The organism is Maridesulfovibrio zosterae DSM 11974 (assembly GCF_000425265.1).
Taxonomy (GTDB): Bacteria; Desulfobacterota; Desulfovibrionia; order Desulfovibrionales; family Desulfovibrionaceae; genus Maridesulfovibrio; species Maridesulfovibrio zosterae.
The window spans coordinates 131800-149135 of record NZ_KE384342.1 but is presented as its reverse complement, the minus strand read 5'-3'; the positions used below and the strand labels follow the sequence as shown (position 1 = coordinate 149135).

Below are 17336 nucleotides of genomic sequence, written 5' to 3'. Positions count from 1 at the left end.
TAATATTTATAGAAAAACTAAACATATCAGATATGAGAAAAGCACTTAATAAACTGGATACACTTTAATCATCAACTAAAAAGGCAACTGCGCATGCCCCAGGCCCGCTATGCAAGCCAAGAACAGGAGAAGCTTCAGAGATAAACTGCGGATCTACGCCGAATTCTTTCTTTAAAATACGGGCAAACTTTTGAGCAGTTTCCGGAGCATCTGCATGAGAAATTGCGTAACGCATATTCCCCTTTCCATAGGCATTGTCGCGTACCAGTTTTATAAGAGCATCTTCCTGCCGTTTACAACCAAAAGACTTAGCCACTACACGTGGCAATCCTTCGCCTGCAAACTGCAGAATAGGCTTGATATTAAGAGCCTTAGCAATAAAACCCTGCCCTTTACTCATACGCCCGCCCCTCACGGCATAATCAAGCGTATCAATAGTAACGAAAATTTTTACATTGGCGATTGCACGATTCGCAACACGCTTCACTTCTGCAGCACTAGCTCCCTTCTGTGCGGCCCTGGCTGCTTCAAGAACAGCTAATCCAAGTCCAGCTGACAGCTGCTTAGCATTTAGGGCACAGACATTCTCAAGCGGACTGCTTGCAGTCAGAGCACTCTGATATGTCCCACTGAGAGCTTTTGCAACGTGCAATGAAACTACATCAGCATAATCAGAGCTGGCACTAGCATAAGCCCTTTTCATATCTCCCGGCGATGGCTGGGAAGTTAATGCCTTAGTTGCATCAGGGAGAATTTTATAAAAATCTGAAGAGGTCAGTGTCACCTGATCTATATATTCATTTCCATCAATAGTCAGACGCATTGGTACGACACGGATATCATACTCTTCCTGCATCGCAACCGGAATATCACATGTACTGTCTGTAACAATTCCGACTTTAACGTCATTAGCAAGCAGTCTTTTGTGCTGCACCAGCATGTCATCAACTTTACGTTTGGCAACGGTTGCAAATCCGGACACAATTTCTTCAACGACATCAGGTTCATTTGTGTGAATATGAATCTTAACCGACTCCGGCAAACCAGCAACAATAAGACTATCACCCATATGGCTTATGGCATCACGAATAGCAATCTTGTCGATATCTGATCCTTTTATGAGAAATTCTGTACAAAATCTGAAATCAAGTTTCTCAACTGCAACTTTTTCGTGAACGCCTTCAACTTCAATCGAAGAATTTTGTACAGACAAAAAACTTTTCTCGATCTCGCCATTTTCAAGAAAATCAACAATACCTTCAAGTAGATAAACAAAACCGAGAGCTCCGGCGTCAACGACTCCGGCAGTTTTAAGTTCAGCAAGTTTTTCAGTAGTGGATTTTACAGATATACGGGCGTATTCAAGAGAATCGGAAAGCAGATGATGAAAATCTTTATACGTATGTCCATGAGTATGCAAATGAGAAGCCCAATCACTGATAACACTTATGATAGTCCCATCTTTAGGATTGGAAATAGCTTCGCATGATCGTTTGGCAGCAAGGGACGCGGCTGATGCGAACTCTGCTGGTGATAATCTGGGAAGATCTTTAACACCTTCTGCAAACCCACACAAAAATTGAGCTAATATCGCACCAGAGTTCCCCTTAGCTCCATCCAAAGCAGATTCGGCGATGAGTGCAGTCATTTTCTCAATAGATTTTTCCAGCGTATCCCCTGTAGTCTTAACGATATTTTTCATAGTACCGGCCATATTGGCTCCAGTATCACCGTCAGGAACAGGAAAGACATTTATGGCATCCAGATGCGGAGAATTGGCAATAAGCCTGCTTGCAGCTGCAACCACGCCTCTTTTAAAGCGCACGCCGTCAACATAGTTGATTTTAACTTTATTTGTTGCTTGCATATATATTATTTGTGTTTGGACTTTTAAATTCAGAATATAACTTTAACGTATACATTGTAACAAAATGCATCATCTTCTTGCCTTCATTACTACTCAATTGCAAGTTATTAAATAAATAAATACATACACGTCTCTATTAAACCCAATTCATAAAACTTACTTCAAAATAATCATTATTTAAGTTATGCTTTCAAAAATATTTTCAGCGAAGGAGATACTTCCAATGATTGCACACAAGCTGATAAAAATGTCCCGTGTACAAAAAATTTTCGTATACTTTCTCATCTTCTCTACCTCATTCCTTTTTCTGCAGGGCTGTAACGACAAGGATAAACTCTCCAGAAAAATACCTCCTGCTCCAGTAACAATTGCTAAAACTAAATTGAAAAACACACCATATTATCTACAAGCAATCGGCACAGTAAAAGCTGTAGATTCTATCACTGTGCGCTCACGCGTTACAGGCTATCTAAGTAAAATATTTATATCTAATGGAGAATATGTTTCCAAAGGGCAACAACTTTTCACAATGGACCCGTCTCCTTACGAAGCAAGTATACGACAGCTAAAGGCCGAGCTGGCCTCCGATACAACAAAATATGAACAGGCTAAAAGAGATTACAACCGCTACCGCGACCTTGTTAGGCGCAAAGTAGTAAGTGAAGAAAACTATGAACAGAAAAGACTTGATATGAAAACGGCCAGTGATTCTATTGCTGTTACTCAGGCCAAGTTGAATAATGCTCATAACGATCTTACATACTGCTTCATACGTTCACCAATTGACGGTCTTGCAGGTTATATAAATCCCACTACAGGAAACCTTATTGAAGAAAATAAAGATGAACTCGTTGTCATCAACACGATTTCACCAATCGCCGTAAACTTTTATCTGCCCCAAAGATATTTGCCTGAAGTTCAAAAATATTCAGCGAACTCTACTTTAGAGGTTTTAGCTACAACTGAAGGAAGTGCAAAACAGGAAACAGGAAAACTGACTTTTATTGATAACAATGTAGATACAAATACCGGCACAATCTGGATGCAGGGAACATTCGAAAATAAAGATCGCATACTCTGGCCTGGAAATTACGTGAATATAAGTCTCAAACTTTTCGAGGAAGACGTTATCCAAGTCCCCATGCAGGCAACATGTACAGGACCTGACGGTAAATTTGTGTGGGTAATGAACCAGAACAAAACAGTTGAAATGCGCCCTGTAACTGTTGATCGAAGATCCGGTAAAGTAGATATCATAACCAACGGTCTTAAAAATAAAGAGACAATTGTAACTGACGGGCAACTCAGACTCTTTCCAGGTGCAACAGTTGTAGTAAAAGATTCACATCCGGCGGCTGATACATCACAAGACGGAAAAGGTGAATAGTATGAATATCACCGAAGTATTTATCAAACGCCCGGTCATGACCTCACTGGTTGTCATTGCGATGGTTTTCTTCGGAATTGTTGGGTATCTGAATCTTCCGGTCAGTTATCTCCCGGCTGTCGAATTTCCGACTTTACAAGTTACGGCCTCTCTACCCGGAGCAAGTCCATCAACCATGGCCTCATCTGTAGCCACCCCTTTAGAAAAAGAGTTTACTTCCACTCCCGGTCTTCGGTCTATGAGCTCCATCAACTCTTTGGGACAAACACAGATTACTCTGCAATTCGATCTGGACCGCAACATTGACGGTGCAGCCTCAGATACACAGGCAGCTATTTCACGTGCCAGCGGAAACCTGCCGTCCGACCTTCCTCAGCCCCCATATTATGAAAAAGTTAATCCTGCTGATGATCCTGTCCTATATATGGCTATCTGGTCAGATTCGATGCCGTTGTATAAGGTCAATGAGTATACCACTACTTTTCTGACCGACTCAATCTCAATGGTCAACGGTGTATCAAAAGTTCTCATATATGGTGAATCAAAATTGGCTGTACGTGTGCGGGTAAACCCTGAAAAACTTGCTGCACGCAACATTAATCTTGACCATGTACGTCAGGCTATAGCTGCGCAGAACGTCAAAGAACCAGTCGGAACACTTGATAATAAACTTCAGTCCGTAACAATTGAATCAACCGGGCAGCTTAAAAACGCTGATGAATTCATGCCTATGATCTTCGAATCAAGTGAAGGCAGGACTGTACGGCTTTCTGAAGTTGGTAAAGTAATCAACTCCATCAAATCAGATAAATCAGGATCATGGGTAAACGGAAAAAGGGCTATTATCATAGCCATACAAAAACAGCCCGGATCCAATACTATTGATGTATGCAATACCATTATTAATATGTTGCCTACAATCAGGCAGCAGATTCCAGCCGGAATTAACATGAAAGTGCTCTACGACCGGTCAGAACCGATTAAAGATGCAGTTGATGATGTACAGGTTACTCTGCTACTGGCTATTTTCTTTGTTATCTGTGTGATCTTCTTTTTCCTCAAAAATATTTCCGCAACACTTATTGCATCAGTTGCAGTTCCCGTATCTATCATTTTCACTTTTGCGATCATGTATGTTTTTGGCTATTCACTTGATACTCTTTCCCTACTGGCTTTGACGCTCTCGGTGGGATTTGTAGTTGATGATGCAGTAGTAATGATCGAAAATATTGTACGACATCTGGAGATGGGAAAAAAACCTTATCAGGCAGCTCTGGACGGAGCAAAACAGATAACCTTCACCATTATTTCAATGACCCTGTCACTGGCGGTGGTATTCATTCCGCTCATGTATATGAGCGGAATCATCGGACGTATACTTCATGAATTTGCCATGACCATTACAGTGGCAATTCTTGCCTCAGGAATCATTTCCCTGACCATGACTCCGATGCTGGCCAGCCGTATTCTAAAACCAGGTAGCAAACTGTCTGAATCAGATGTTGTCTTTGACTTCCTGTTGCGCATGTATGACCGGTCACTACATTTTGTTATGCGTCATCGCAGAATGACCATGCTGGCCGCAGGACTGATACTTCTGGCCACAATTCACTTTTTCATTGCTATTCCTAAAGGATTCCTGCCTACAGATGACATGAGTTATTGTCAGGGTTTTGCTCAGGCTAAACAAGGAATTTCATATAAGAGTATGAAAGAGCATATCAAAAAACTTGAACCGATACTTTTGGCGGATAAGAACATTGAAAACGTTATTACCGTAGCAGGAGTCCCCATCCTCAATCAGGGATATATTTTCCCCATGCTTGTTCCTCCCGGAAAACGAGATATGACGGCAGATGAAGTTGCCCGCTCACTGATGTATAAGCTTAACAATGATCCTGGTATTATGTGCTGGATTCAAAATCCTCCAATGATCAGGCTAACTGCCAAAACATCTAAAAACCTTTATCAGTACACGATTCAGGCACCGGACCAAAACGAGCTGTTTACACTGGCACCTAAATTTGAAATGGAATTACGTAAAATACCGTTTCTAACCGGACTTACTTCCGATCTGCTGGACAGCAGCCCAGAACTGTGGGTAAAAATTGATCGAGACAAAGCTTCATACTATAACGTCACAGCCCATGATATTGAAAACACACTCAACTCTGCCTACTCTGAACGAAAGGTTTCTACTATTTATGGAGACACCGATCAGTACTGGGTAATTCTTGAAGTTCTGCCATTTAATAAACGTGACCCTAGAGATTTGATGAAATTGTACGTCGCCAATAAAAATGGAGATCTAATCCGACTGGATACAATTGCCAGCTTTGAGGAAAAGCCCGGTCCCATGCAGGTTAACCATACAGGCATGCTGCCGTCGGTAACATATTCATTTAATATCGCTCCAGGATATTCGCTAAGTGATGCAACATCGGCAATCAATAAGCTGTCACTCGAAAAACTTCCAGCGACCGTTGTCTCTGACTTTGAAGGAACAGCTGATGAATTTCAAAAATCCATGTCCAGTGTGTTTTTCCTTTTAGGAATTGCAGTATTTGTCATCTACATGATTCTAGGAATTCTTTATGAAAGTGCCATTCATCCCATTACGATTATCTCAGGTCTGCCTTCAGCAGCTATTGGAGGCTTGCTGACTTTGACCTTATTTGGAAAGGACCTCGACCTGTTTGGTATAGTAGGGGTCATTATGCTTATAGGAATTGTAAAGAAAAACGCAATTATGGTTGTCGACTTTGCACTGGAAGCTGAAGAAAAAGAAAAGCTGTCTCCTGAAGAGGCAGCCATTAAAGGTTCACTGGAAAGATTCAGACCGATTATGATGACCACAATTGCAGCTATTGCCGGAGCTATGCCTATTGCCTTAGGGCTCGGAGCAGGAGCTCAGGCAAGGCAGCCTATGGGGCTGGCTATTGTTGGGGGACTAATCCTTTCTCAGGTAGTTACACTCTATTTAACCCCTGTCGTGTACACCTACATGGATTCATTTCAAAAATGGTCGTATGAACGAGGCAGAGCAAAACGTGAATTACTTGGTATTCCTCATAAGCAAAATGAAGTATAACTTATTTAAATAAGAAAACCCCGGGCTGAATAAACTCAGTCCGGGGTTACTGATTAATTCTAAAAAATATCTCAGCGCATCATTTCTACTGCACCCTTCATATCAGGACTCATTTTTAGAAAACGATCCATATACAGCATCTTCATGGTCTTGAATATTCTCTCACTCATATCGGTGAATACAACCATTCCACCACGCGCTGTAGCCATCTTGTGAGCCGTAATAAGCACGCCCAGACCAACGCTGTCGATTGAATCAACAAATCTGAGGTTGAATAAAATCTTACAGCCAGTTTCATCAGCTGCATCGTAGAGACGCTTCTTAAGAAACCTTATGGTTGCGTTATTAATCCGCCCCTTGGGAGCAAATATCTTAAATTCACCCTTCTGCCGCTCAATCAAATCAAAAAATTGATCTGAGTTTTGGCTAAATGATTCTTGACGGTTGTTACCAACGTCAAAAACATGTCGACCAGAACTTCCCCTTAAATTCTGTATCGTTATCCCACTATTGATATTAGTTATTTGCGCATTTAAGTTAGTCATAATTTTAACTTTGCATTTTGTATACCAAAGTCTGTAATAAAAAGGAGATTCATAAAGCTAAAATCAAAAAACAATACAAATACTAACAACCAATTATAGATTCCGCGCTTTTCAGATCGACAGTCATTTTCAAATAGCGATCCAGGCTAAGCATTTTCATGGTTTTCATAATCAGTGGACTTAGATCACTGAAAACAATCTGCCCGCCGCAATGAGCACAGTTCTTATGGGCAGTAATGATTGTCCCTAGCCCTACACTATCAATAGACTTAACATCCTTTAGTGACATGATGATTTTACAATCGTTTTCACAACTGAGATCATACAGGCGTTTCTTCATAAACTTGACAGTAGCAGTATTGATACACCCTTTAGGACAAAGTTTAATATATTTTCCATTATCTTCTTCAGTAAAATCAAACTCAGTATTATCCAAATTCGCATTATGAATTAAGTTTTCTCTGCTGTTAGTCATTTTGAATCCTTTAATTCCAATAAATTACCTGGTGAATGTATACTAGCCATCAAAGAGCACGACCCAATGCTTCCAATTTAAATAAAAATAATTTTATGAAGAATATTAATAATGATTCCTCTTAAAGTAAAGATTTCCCTCCTCTATATTATGCATTCATGAAGCATACAATACTCACTACTTCCTTTTGCTGCCAGTATAACCCCCTGAGAACTGCGACCATCCACTTTTAAAACGATAGGAGCGGGAACTCTTAAATGGCTGACATATTCACCTTCTTCAATCACAGGCTGCGCTGTAAACCACTCCCAATTCATAACATTCCCCGGTTTATCAAGAACCATAAAGTAATTTATGCCTAGAGTCGTTATATTATGAAAGAAATGTGACCCTTGAGATGGTTCAACTTTAAGTGATTGAGTGGAAGTTTCCACAATGGCTGAAACCCCGGAAATATCAGGCCACTCAACAGGAATACCAAGCCAGTGATCGGCAGACCCCCAACGTCCGGGGCCTGCCAGCAGATATTTACGTTGCTGCTTGACCAGTTGCGCATTCATCTTTGATATTTCAAGAGCTATTTCCCTTGTCTTGGCAACATCAAAACAATCTGGACGAACAATAAGAATATCGTAGATGTCATTCTTCTCTGCATTTCCAAGAGCATGGCTGGAAACGCAAACAGCATTAAGTAAATCATCCTCACTGATACTGACCTGATTTAAATCTGCACGCGCGCTCATAGGCCTGAGCTGTAAAAGGTTAAATTCAGGTTTGCGCCCGTCTTCAAACAGATTGATACAAAATTCAATTTCAACAGGTCCCCCCATACCTTTTTCTGCTAATTTTAAGATATCGGTAAGTACTAAAGACAGAGGAAAAAGCTTATGTTTCAACACTGAAGCAAAAAGAATAACCTTAGGACCGGGAACATGCGATGTATCCCTGATCCGACCTTCGTCAGGCAGGTAGGTAGAGGCAAGCATGCGCACAGGTGCAGTATTCTCAAAATCAGCGATATTAAGCTTATCAAGATTTGCATCATCATGAATCTCACAGATCTCACCATTCATCATGCGTAACCCATAAAAAGTTGTCTGCGCATTTTTCAATGAATCTGCAAGAGTAGGACACTGCGGCAATATCTTTGGATAACGAGGTGAAAACCGGATACACTGTTCTCCGTCCACAACGGATTTACCGATTCCAAGAGCAATGGTAGCAACACCATGTTCCGGCTTCATTTTGCCATATGGATAATAATTATACGACTGTCCGACTCCAGAGATAGCCGGAAAAAAATAATCTTGATATCGCTGTCCTGCAACTTCCTGAATAATAACAGCCATCTTCTCTTCATCGGTACGCTGATTAACCCGCAGAGAAAAAGACTTTGGAGCTTTATAATACGTTGAAGCCCAGACAAGCTTTATTGCGTTGACAAGTTGCTGCAAACGCTTTTCAATATCTGAGCTGTCATTAGAAATCATATAGGTGGAATATAAACCCGCGTAGGCCTGATACTGAGCATCTTCAAGAAGACTTGAAGAACGGACTGACAAAGGATATTTTACTTCCTGCAAATATGCCCAGAGTTGAGCCTCAATCCAGCCGGGAAAAAAAGCATCTGTAAAAATCTGAGCAACCTTTTCATCATCTACATCAGTAGCAGCTAGATAAGAAAGATCATTCATCTCAATGAAATCATCGAACCCCGAAGTCCCTATAGTCAAGGTCCTCGGCGTAGAGATAACCATATCTTTATACTTCTCATGCAGCCATGAATTTCGACTGAGCATTGAACAAATAAATGCAAGCCCTCTGGCTTTTCCTCCCAGGGAACCTGAGCCTATTTTCAAAAAATCAGTATCAGGATCAAAATCTTTAGGATTAAAGGAAACAATGACTCCCTGCTGACGTTGCAGTCTCCGTTCTTTAATCAATCCCAGTAAATGATGACGATGTGATTCCCAATCAGGAAAATCCTTGCTTTTAAGCGGCCTGATCTTGTTTGCCAGTGTAATTTCAGTACGGGCATAAAACCAGCGGGAAAAATCATTTCGCTGGCAATGCTGAATAAATATATCTTCGGGCATACTACGCAAAATCTTTTCCAATGAATAAAGGCTAGTTGCCCTTGCCACTTCTTTATCTTCTGCATCCCGAACAATAAAATCTCCAAACCCAAGGTGATCAATAACGAACTTACGTACTGCGCTCATCAGGTCCGGTGAATTCTTATCTACAAAATACGCAGGTATGTTTTCAGCCCGCTTCTTATTCTCTACTTCATTACTGGCAAGTAATAATGGAATATCTTCGCGATGCTCTTTCACTTCTTTTAGCAAATCAATTCCTGCATTGCCATCAAGACGGCCCATACGCGGAAAACGCACATCGGAGATAACACCCAGAATATACGGTTCGTATTGTTTGAAAAGGCCCAGAGCCTCTTCATAGGTCCTGGCTGTCAAAATTTTAGGTCTTGCCCTCATAGTCAGCAGACGATGTTCTGAATTAAGACCTTCTTCCAGCAATGCCTGTGTCTGACGGACCAGCTCTTTATAAAGTATAGGGAGAAATGAAGCCAGATAGCGCGGTGAATCCTCCACAACAATGATAACCCGGATACCGACTTCTTTTGTATCGTGCTCAACATTAAGCAAATCCTCAAGATTTTTGACCATTGCCACCAGAAGTTCAGCGTCACCGGACCATACAAACTGCCTATCGGTCCCTTCACACAAATCCTCATCAGAAACCGCCAACTGCTTATGAGCCAACATCGCAACAGGAATACCGGGAATTTTCTCTTTAATCATCTTCCCCATACTGCAACAATTCATATTGGTCAGATGCGGCATTAAGATAACCAAATCAAAAAAACGCACATCAAGCAATTCAAGAGCCTCTTCAATCGTTGAAACCCATTTCAATCTTGGTGGACGACTCAGGTTCAGACCTCGGTATTCACTGACAATGCGTTCAGATATGCGACTGTCCTCTTCCATTACCCATGCATCATAAGGACTTGAAATCAATAATATATCATGAACTTTGATCTGCATAAGGTCATGATAGAGATTAAAAGTTCTGCTTTGACCACCTAGGAATGTCATTTTATCATCCATAACAGCTCCAATTTATACCTTCGACAGCCCATCTAACCGTATATAAAAAAATGTCAGAAAGAAAATAATTCTCCTGAAACATCAATCTTACCTAATTTTAAAATAAAAAAGCGGACAGCGAAAAATCGCAATCCGCCCTTTGGGTCTATTATGCAGTGTCGGCTTATTTTATTCAATGATCATTTGCTAAACAATACCCTGATCAAGCATAGCCTGAGCAACTTTAACAAATCCGGCAATATTAGCCCCCTTTACGTAGTTGAAAGGAGTTCCATACTGCTCTGCTGTTTCCATACATGACTTATGGATATTGTGCATAATAACTTTAAGTCTATGATCCACTTCTTCCTTGGGCCAGTTAAGCCTCATACTGTTCTGACTCATTTCAAGGCCGGAAACGGAGACACCACCGGCATTTGCAGCTTTACTCGGACCATAAAGAAGACCTTGATCAAGAAAGATATCTACCCCCTCAGGCATAGTCGGCATATTTGCCCCTTCGGAAACAATCTTGACTCCGTTGGCAACCATGTTTGATGCATCTTTACCATTTATCTCATTCTGGGTAGCAGAAGGAAATGCGCAGTCCGCTTTGTGATTCCAGAGAGGATTGTAATCTAAATCAGGATCAACCGGAATATAAATGGCTTCAGGATACTTATCAGTATATTCGCTGACCCGCCCGCGCCTCACATTTTTGATCTGCATGAGATAGTCGAGCTTCTCACGGTCAACACCCTTTTCATCATAAATGTAACCTGATGAATCTGAAAATGTTATGGGAGTGCTGCCCAGCTCAAGTAGTTTTTCCATTGTATACTGGGCAACATTACCTGAACCAGAAACCAGTGAGGTTGTACCATCGAAAGTTTTACCCTTGGCATTCAGCATTTCAGCTGCAAAATAGACAGAACCGTATCCAGTTGCTTCAGGGCGGATCAGACTACCGCCCCAGCCGAGACCTTTTCCGGTAAGAACACCCGTAAATTCATTACGGATACGCTTATACATCCCGAATAGAAATCCAATTTCACGAGCGCCTACCCCTATATCACCTGCAGGTATATCTGTATTCGGTCCTATATGGCGTGATAATTCCAGCATAAAACTCTGACAAAAACGCATCACTTCCATATCAGTTTTACCTTTGGGATCAAAGTCTGATCCACCTTTACCCCCGCCCATGGGCAGAGAGGTCAAGGCATTTTTAAAAACCTGTTCAAAGGCCAAAAATTTAAGAATTCCGAGATTAACTGAAGGGTGAAATCTAAGGCCTCCTTTGTATGGGCCCAGAGCACTGTTCATTTCAATACGAAAACCACGGTTCACATGCACATCACCTTCATCATCAGCCCATGGAACGCGAAACATGATCACCCTTTCAGGCTCTACAATACGTTCAAGAATACTGGCACTGCGATACTCCGGGTTACGGTCAAGAACAGGCATGATTGATTCTACAACTTCACTAACTGCCTGATGAAATTCACGTTCATTGGGATCTCTGTTTCTGACCAATTCCAAAATGTCCATTCTACAGCCTCCTGATCGGCTTGAACCTGTTAATAGATGAAATTTTGAGTTCAACCTTATTCTTAATATCTTTATTCCATCCCTAACTAACTAAGTCCACACATCTTTTAAAAAGAATCACTTACTTTTTATTTTAATATTTTTTTGTCAAATATGTAAGTTATATTCCCCCGCACAAGGTAAGAAACATGGCATAACACTGAATTTAATTCGTACAATTGACTTTTTTACTAAGCCAATCACAACATAAAACCAGCTACAAAAAAATTTTCTTCAATTTCAAATAATTAAACAATCCATTTCAACCCCTATTTTCACGATCCAAAATTGTAAGATAGAAAATTGACAGCAAGTAAATACTTGTATAAACAATATACCCATGAGCGCCCGCAACTATTATTTTTCTTTTTTTAGTTTTTTTAACTTTACCAGCCCTGTGGTCTGGTGGTGTTCACTCGCGTAAGCGAAACTTAAAAGAATTTCCCCAGGCCGCAGGCATCAAGCCCGCGGCCTTTTTTATTGCCGCCAAGGTTTTCTGCCCAATATGCACCGCCTAAAACTCATAAATTATTTTGCATCTATCATTTTTTACAATTTTAACAATACTGGAGGATTCAAATGATGTTAGGACTTGGAAGCATTGAAATAGCCGTAGTTTTCTGGCTATGCCTCATATCTTCGCTCGGTTGCGTGGCATACGGAATTTTGAACTGGAACAATAAAGGCAAACCAGATGCAACGGCTTTAAATATCGAAGTAGGCAAAGATAAGGGTAAAAAATAATGACTACCAAAATAATCATCACCTTAATTTATCTTGCTATAATTTTCTATCTCGGATTCAAAGGCTGGAAATCCAGCAAACAATCTACTGATTATATGCTCGCAGGACGTCAGATGAACCCGTTTGTTATGGCGATGTCCTATGGTGCAACTTTTGTCTCAACATCCGCTATTATCGGCTTTGGAGGAGCAGCAGGGCTATTCGGCTTTCCGCTACTCTGGCTGACGCTTGCTACTATTGTGATAGGAGTATTCGTTGCTATGGTATTCTTTGGCAAACGCACCCGCCGCATGGGTCTTGCTCTTGAAAGCCACACTTTCCCGGAACTTTTAGGACGCCGCTATGACTCCAGATTCATACAGGGATTTGCCGGTGGAGTGATTTTTCTGTTCATCCCCGTATACGCCGCTGCGGTGCTTATCGGGATTTCACGTATGATGGAAATTTCTTTCGGCATTCCTTATGGAACAGCCCTTATCGTGATCAGCCTTATTCTTGCTCTGTATGTTATTACAGGCGGTATGAAAGCCGTTATGTATACTGATGCATTTCAGGGAATAATTATGGCTGCCATGATGCTTATTCTTATCATATCTACATATGCTATGCTCGGCGGACTAACGGAAGCCCATCAAACTCTGACAGATATGGTAAACCTTATGCCTGCCAAACTACAGAAAGGAGGAATAATCGGCTGGACTCAGGGAGCAAATTTCGGAACACCTCTATGGCTAGTTATATACACCACCATAGTTTATGGCGTCGGCATCGGAGTTCTGGCTCAGCCACAGCTGGCAGTCCGTTTCATGACAGTACCATCTGACCGAGAACTTAATCGTGCAGTGCTGTACGGCGGGCTTTTTATTCCTCTGATGACGGGGGTAGCGTTTACAGTAGGAGCGCTCTCAAACGCTGTTTTCTATAAAGAGCTAGGCAAAATATCTATTGCTGTTGCAGGTGGAAACATGGATAAAATCATTCCCATATATATTGAACAAATGATGCCGTCCTGGTTCTCATCATTGTTCCTGCTGGCTATGCTTGCAGCTGGAATGTCAACTCTTTCTTCCCAATATCATGTCGGCGGAACAGCATTAGGACGTGATTTCTTTGAGAGATTTGTCAAAGTTTCAAGTGAGAAATCAGTAATAATCACAAAAATAGGAGTATCCATCACATTGCTTGCTGCAATAGCCTGGGCCTGGATTCTTCCCCCCTCTATCATTGCCAGAGCAACAGCATTCTTCTTCGGACTCTGCGCAGCTTCCTTTCTACCCATATACCTTCTTGGGCTTTACTGGAAAGGCATGACAAAGAAGGCTGCTAAGGTCTCTATCGTCGGAGGTTTCAGTGCTTCAATGTTCTGGCTGCTCTTCGTTCATGCCAAAGAGTCCAGTTCAATAGGGCTTTGCAAACTGCTCACTGGACAGGATACACTTGTATCAAGCGCAGCCAAAGGATCATGGATCTGGCTGCTACAATGGGTTGATCCTAATGTTGTCGCACTTCCGGTATCACTTGCACTGGCTATCGGCGTTGCACTAGTCACCCCCAAAATGAGTAAAGCACATCTCAAAACATGCTGGGCTAATATTTAAATATAAAAGAACTCGCCATTTAAAAAGAAAAAAGGGCTGAAACAGATATCCGTTTCAGCCCTTTTTCCATATTATCGGAAATTTTTATTTTTTTGGAGGCAGTGAACATGATTCACTACAGCATGTTCCTTGTAAAAAACCTGTATAGGTGTAAAAAATACGCTCTATTTTCGTACGTTTTTCAGCAGGCAATGGTTCGCGAACGTAATTAGCAGTAATCTTAATTAGCTCGTCATAACGGGGAATTGCTCTGATGCCATGAGCAAGGGTCTTGCCGGAAATAGCATCAAGTAAAAAGGCATCCATTGAATCGCTGATAATAACATAAGGAACCGGGCCACCCTGAAAAAGCTTTCCTGCGCATACAGCTTCGCGCTCATAACTTCCAACATCACCTGCGCAAAACATTACCAACATGAGGGGCAGCTCATCATTATAAACGACCAAATCAATAGTACGGCACATTTCATCGCCATCAATTTCAAAGCACAAATCAATTTTTGTCTTCAATGATTCTTTTGGATATCCAAACTCTTCGACAAGCATTTTAGCCAAAGCCTGCCGAAACTCCTCATATGTAGTCTCATCGATTTCTTCACCACTTAAATAATCACGTAATGTGCCACCCATGCTTACTTCGTGCATCTTGTGTCTCCGATATTTGATGCCTCCGGCCCCGTAAGTTAAATCGGAGCAATCAGAGGATTGTTAATTTTTTCTTAACTAAATATATAAGCATGTCAGACTGTTGTGCAAGCTCTGAATTATGTAAAAAGACTGATAATTTTGAGCACTGTATAATTATTCTAATTTTTCAAGACTAATCCCGCTTGTTTCGATTCTAAAAAACCATGTAACGACTGCTCCGAGCAAAGAGCACCCTACCAGAAAATATAAAATTAATTCAGTCCCGAAATTCTTAAGCAAAATGGGAAATAAAAAAGCTGTGAGCACTGCTCCGAGTTTTGCAAAAGAAGCTGCAAAGCCTGCACCCTTTCCACGAATATGAGTTGGAAAAACTTCACCGGCCAATAAATAGGTAATTGCATTGGGCCCCATGTTTGTCATGAAGCTGAAAAGCATGAATCCGCTAAAAAGATAAAACATCCCCATTGAGGAAGTAGCAGCTCCTATAGAAAGAGTCGCAATAAAAAGCCCAGCTGCACACCCGATAAACCCCGTAATCTGCAATTTGATACGTCCTACCTTGTCAGCAAGAAGGACTGCGAAAATAATACCGACAATCAGCAACACATCTATAAACGCCGCCCCCTTGGACGCAAGTAAATCATTATGAATGAGGTCCGCCACATTGCGTGCATGTACAGCTTTAGCTCCAATAACAGAACCTAGGATAGTAGGCGTAAAAATACCAATTCCATATGTACCGAGATCTTGCAGAAACCACGGAACTGAAGCGAGAATTGTCGCTCTTATATTTTTTGCCTTAAAGAGATCAATATATGCTCCTTTTATGTATCCATTTTTATCATTACCATTTATTTTTGGCTGCTCAATTTTAATTGTTTTTGGATAACTAGGAACCCTGTATAGCAATCTGGTCAAAGCCTTTTCAGCTTCTTTAATACGGCCTTTTGAAACCAGCCAATGTCCACTATCAGGAATAAAAAAACGGCCGACCAAGACAAAAATTGCTGGGATCACTGCTGTTCCATACATGTATCTCCAAGCACTGAGCTCAGAAGCTTTATAAAGGATAATGTAGCCAACTGCTGTCCCGCTAAGTGCTCCTATTGCCTGAAAAGCAAATGCACTGAGAACAAGTCGACCACGATCAACGCTTGGTATACTCTCAGAAATAATCATATGTGCAGTTGGATAATCACACCCGAGGGCAAGCCCCATACCGAAAAGAAATATTACCAGAAAAACAAAATCCGGACTGAAGACTAAAAAGATAAGACAAACTGTAAACAGGACCATTTCTACAATAAACATTTTCTTTCTGCCGTAATGATCAGCCAGTCCGCCAAGAACAGATGCACCAACGAGAATTCCAAAAAGCGTAGCGGCACTGACTACGCCTTTTTCCATAGCAGAAAGATTAAATTCCCGGACAATAAGTGGTAGAGCTACTCCGGTCATGAAAACAACCATACCCTCAAAAAACTTCCCGGCAGAAGCTAACAGCCATATTCTCCATTGCATAGCAGTCATGGGGGACGAAGGAGCCTCTGTCCCATCAGCCCAATATGGAGTTTCATCTATATATTCTTGTACTGATCTAGCTACGACCTCAACAGACTCATCAGCATTAGCCATATTACCTACACCTTAATTTTTATTTATTTGATATATCTTTTTAGCATAGAGATTCTACTTTGTCCTGATCACTTATGTTATATTACAGCCGCTAAACAGCGGAATAATAATTTTGCAACTACTTACAATAAATATTTTTATGCCACTACTCAAAGAAATTGAAAATTATTTTCAATTTCTTATTGACCACAACTTACTCCTGTTGTAGTTCTCCAATTGATTTTGATTTTCAAGTTCCTTAACACGCTTTTATGTTTTTAAGTGCTGTAAGATTCGTAATCAATAATTTTTCATATTTTGGGTAAGCTTGGATAAGCAGGCTTTATTAATATTTATTTCAGATCGACTACCGACTCGCTGGGCGATCTTAATTTTAGAATGCAGTCTGACTGCTTAGGAGATGAGAATGACTACCAACATCAATCTTTCAGAAATTTTAGAGGAGCGTTCATACGCAATTCTTGGCTTTGATGTAGAGACTTCGGTATATGCCCAGAAATTACGCAAAATGGGTTTTGTTGAAGGAACTCCTGTTGGACTTGCACCAGTCCAGATTTCCGACCCTATGGTTTTTGAAATTCGCGGTAGCCGGGTTGCACTTAGAAAAATTGAAGCTATTCAGATTAAAGTAAAGGAATTGTAA

Annotated in this window: 12 protein-coding genes; 5 read left to right on the top strand and 7 right to left on the bottom strand. The window is 41.0% G+C overall.

Translation table 11 applies throughout. The features are described from left to right. Positions 1 to 64: 64 nt before the first annotated feature. Positions 65 to 1867, bottom strand: coding sequence for a DegV family protein (locus tag H589_RS0112200; protein WP_027722277.1), 1803 nt, complete (start codon positions 1865 to 1867; stop codon positions 65 to 67). 223 nt (positions 1868 to 2090) lie between these two features. Between H589_RS0112200 and H589_RS19755 the strand changes: the two genes are divergently transcribed. Beyond that, the gene (locus tag H589_RS19755; protein ID WP_084146998.1) at positions 2091 to 3254 is read left to right on the top strand and encodes an efflux RND transporter periplasmic adaptor subunit; all 1164 of its coding nucleotides are present in this window, start codon (positions 2091 to 2093) and stop codon (positions 3252 to 3254) included. A 1-nt stretch (position 3255) separates the two neighbouring features. Beyond that, positions 3256 to 6345, top strand: a complete 3090-nt coding sequence (locus H589_RS0112190; RefSeq protein WP_027722276.1) for an efflux RND transporter permease subunit — start codon at positions 3256 to 3258, stop codon at positions 6343 to 6345. Between the two features lie 71 nt (positions 6346 to 6416). Here H589_RS0112190 and H589_RS0112185 read toward each other — a convergent pair whose 3' ends face one another. From H589_RS0112185 to gdhA, 4 genes are all read right to left on the bottom strand, one after another. After that, the gene (locus H589_RS0112185) at positions 6417 to 6746 is read right to left on the bottom strand and encodes an STAS domain-containing protein (RefSeq protein WP_245577141.1); all 330 of its coding nucleotides are present in this window, start codon (positions 6744 to 6746) and stop codon (positions 6417 to 6419) included. Positions 6747 to 6972: 226 nt separating this feature from the next. Further along, a complete protein-coding gene (locus H589_RS19750) occupies positions 6973 to 7365 on the bottom strand; it encodes an STAS domain-containing protein (protein ID WP_051249738.1) in 393 nt (130 codons plus the stop codon). Positions 7366 to 7508: 143 nt separating this feature from the next. Then, entirely contained in the window at positions 7509 to 10496 is a 2988-nt protein-coding gene (locus H589_RS0112175; protein WP_027722274.1) for a PEP/pyruvate-binding domain-containing protein, read from the bottom strand. Positions 10497 to 10682: 186 nt separating this feature from the next. Continuing rightward, on the bottom strand, positions 10683 to 12029 hold the full coding sequence (gene gdhA / locus H589_RS0112170; RefSeq protein WP_027722273.1) for an NADP-specific glutamate dehydrogenase: 1347 nt from the start codon (positions 12027 to 12029) through the stop codon (positions 10683 to 10685). Positions 12030 to 12647: 618 nt separating this feature from the next. Here gdhA and H589_RS20945 point away from each other — a divergent pair. Both H589_RS20945 and H589_RS0112160 read left to right on the top strand, forming a co-directional pair. Continuing rightward, a complete protein-coding gene (locus H589_RS20945; RefSeq protein ID WP_169433121.1) occupies positions 12648 to 12812 on the top strand; it encodes a symporter small accessory protein in 165 nt (54 codons plus the stop codon). After that, positions 12812 to 14410: a sodium:solute symporter family protein gene (locus tag H589_RS0112160; protein WP_027722272.1), complete on the top strand. Its 1599-nt coding sequence runs from the start codon at positions 12812 to 12814 to the stop codon at positions 14408 to 14410. Before H589_RS20945 ends, H589_RS0112160 begins: the two co-directional genes overlap by 1 nt. 84 nt (positions 14411 to 14494) lie before the next feature. Here H589_RS0112160 and H589_RS0112155 read toward each other — a convergent pair whose 3' ends face one another. Both H589_RS0112155 and H589_RS0112150 read right to left on the bottom strand, forming a co-directional pair. After that, positions 14495 to 15055: a type I restriction enzyme HsdR N-terminal domain-containing protein gene (locus H589_RS0112155; protein WP_027722271.1), complete on the bottom strand. Its 561-nt coding sequence runs from the start codon at positions 15053 to 15055 to the stop codon at positions 14495 to 14497. Between the two features lie 156 nt (positions 15056 to 15211). Beyond that, complete coding sequence (locus tag H589_RS0112150; protein WP_027722270.1) at positions 15212 to 16693, bottom strand: MFS transporter; 1482 nt, start codon at positions 16691 to 16693, stop codon at positions 15212 to 15214. A 406-nt stretch (positions 16694 to 17099) separates the two neighbouring features. Here H589_RS0112150 and H589_RS0112145 point away from each other — a divergent pair, with 406 nt between their 5' ends. Continuing rightward, positions 17100 to 17336 carry a FeoA family protein gene (locus H589_RS0112145; protein WP_027722269.1) on the top strand — a complete coding sequence of 79 codons (237 nt, stop codon included), beginning with the start codon at positions 17100 to 17102 and terminating at the stop codon, positions 17334 to 17336.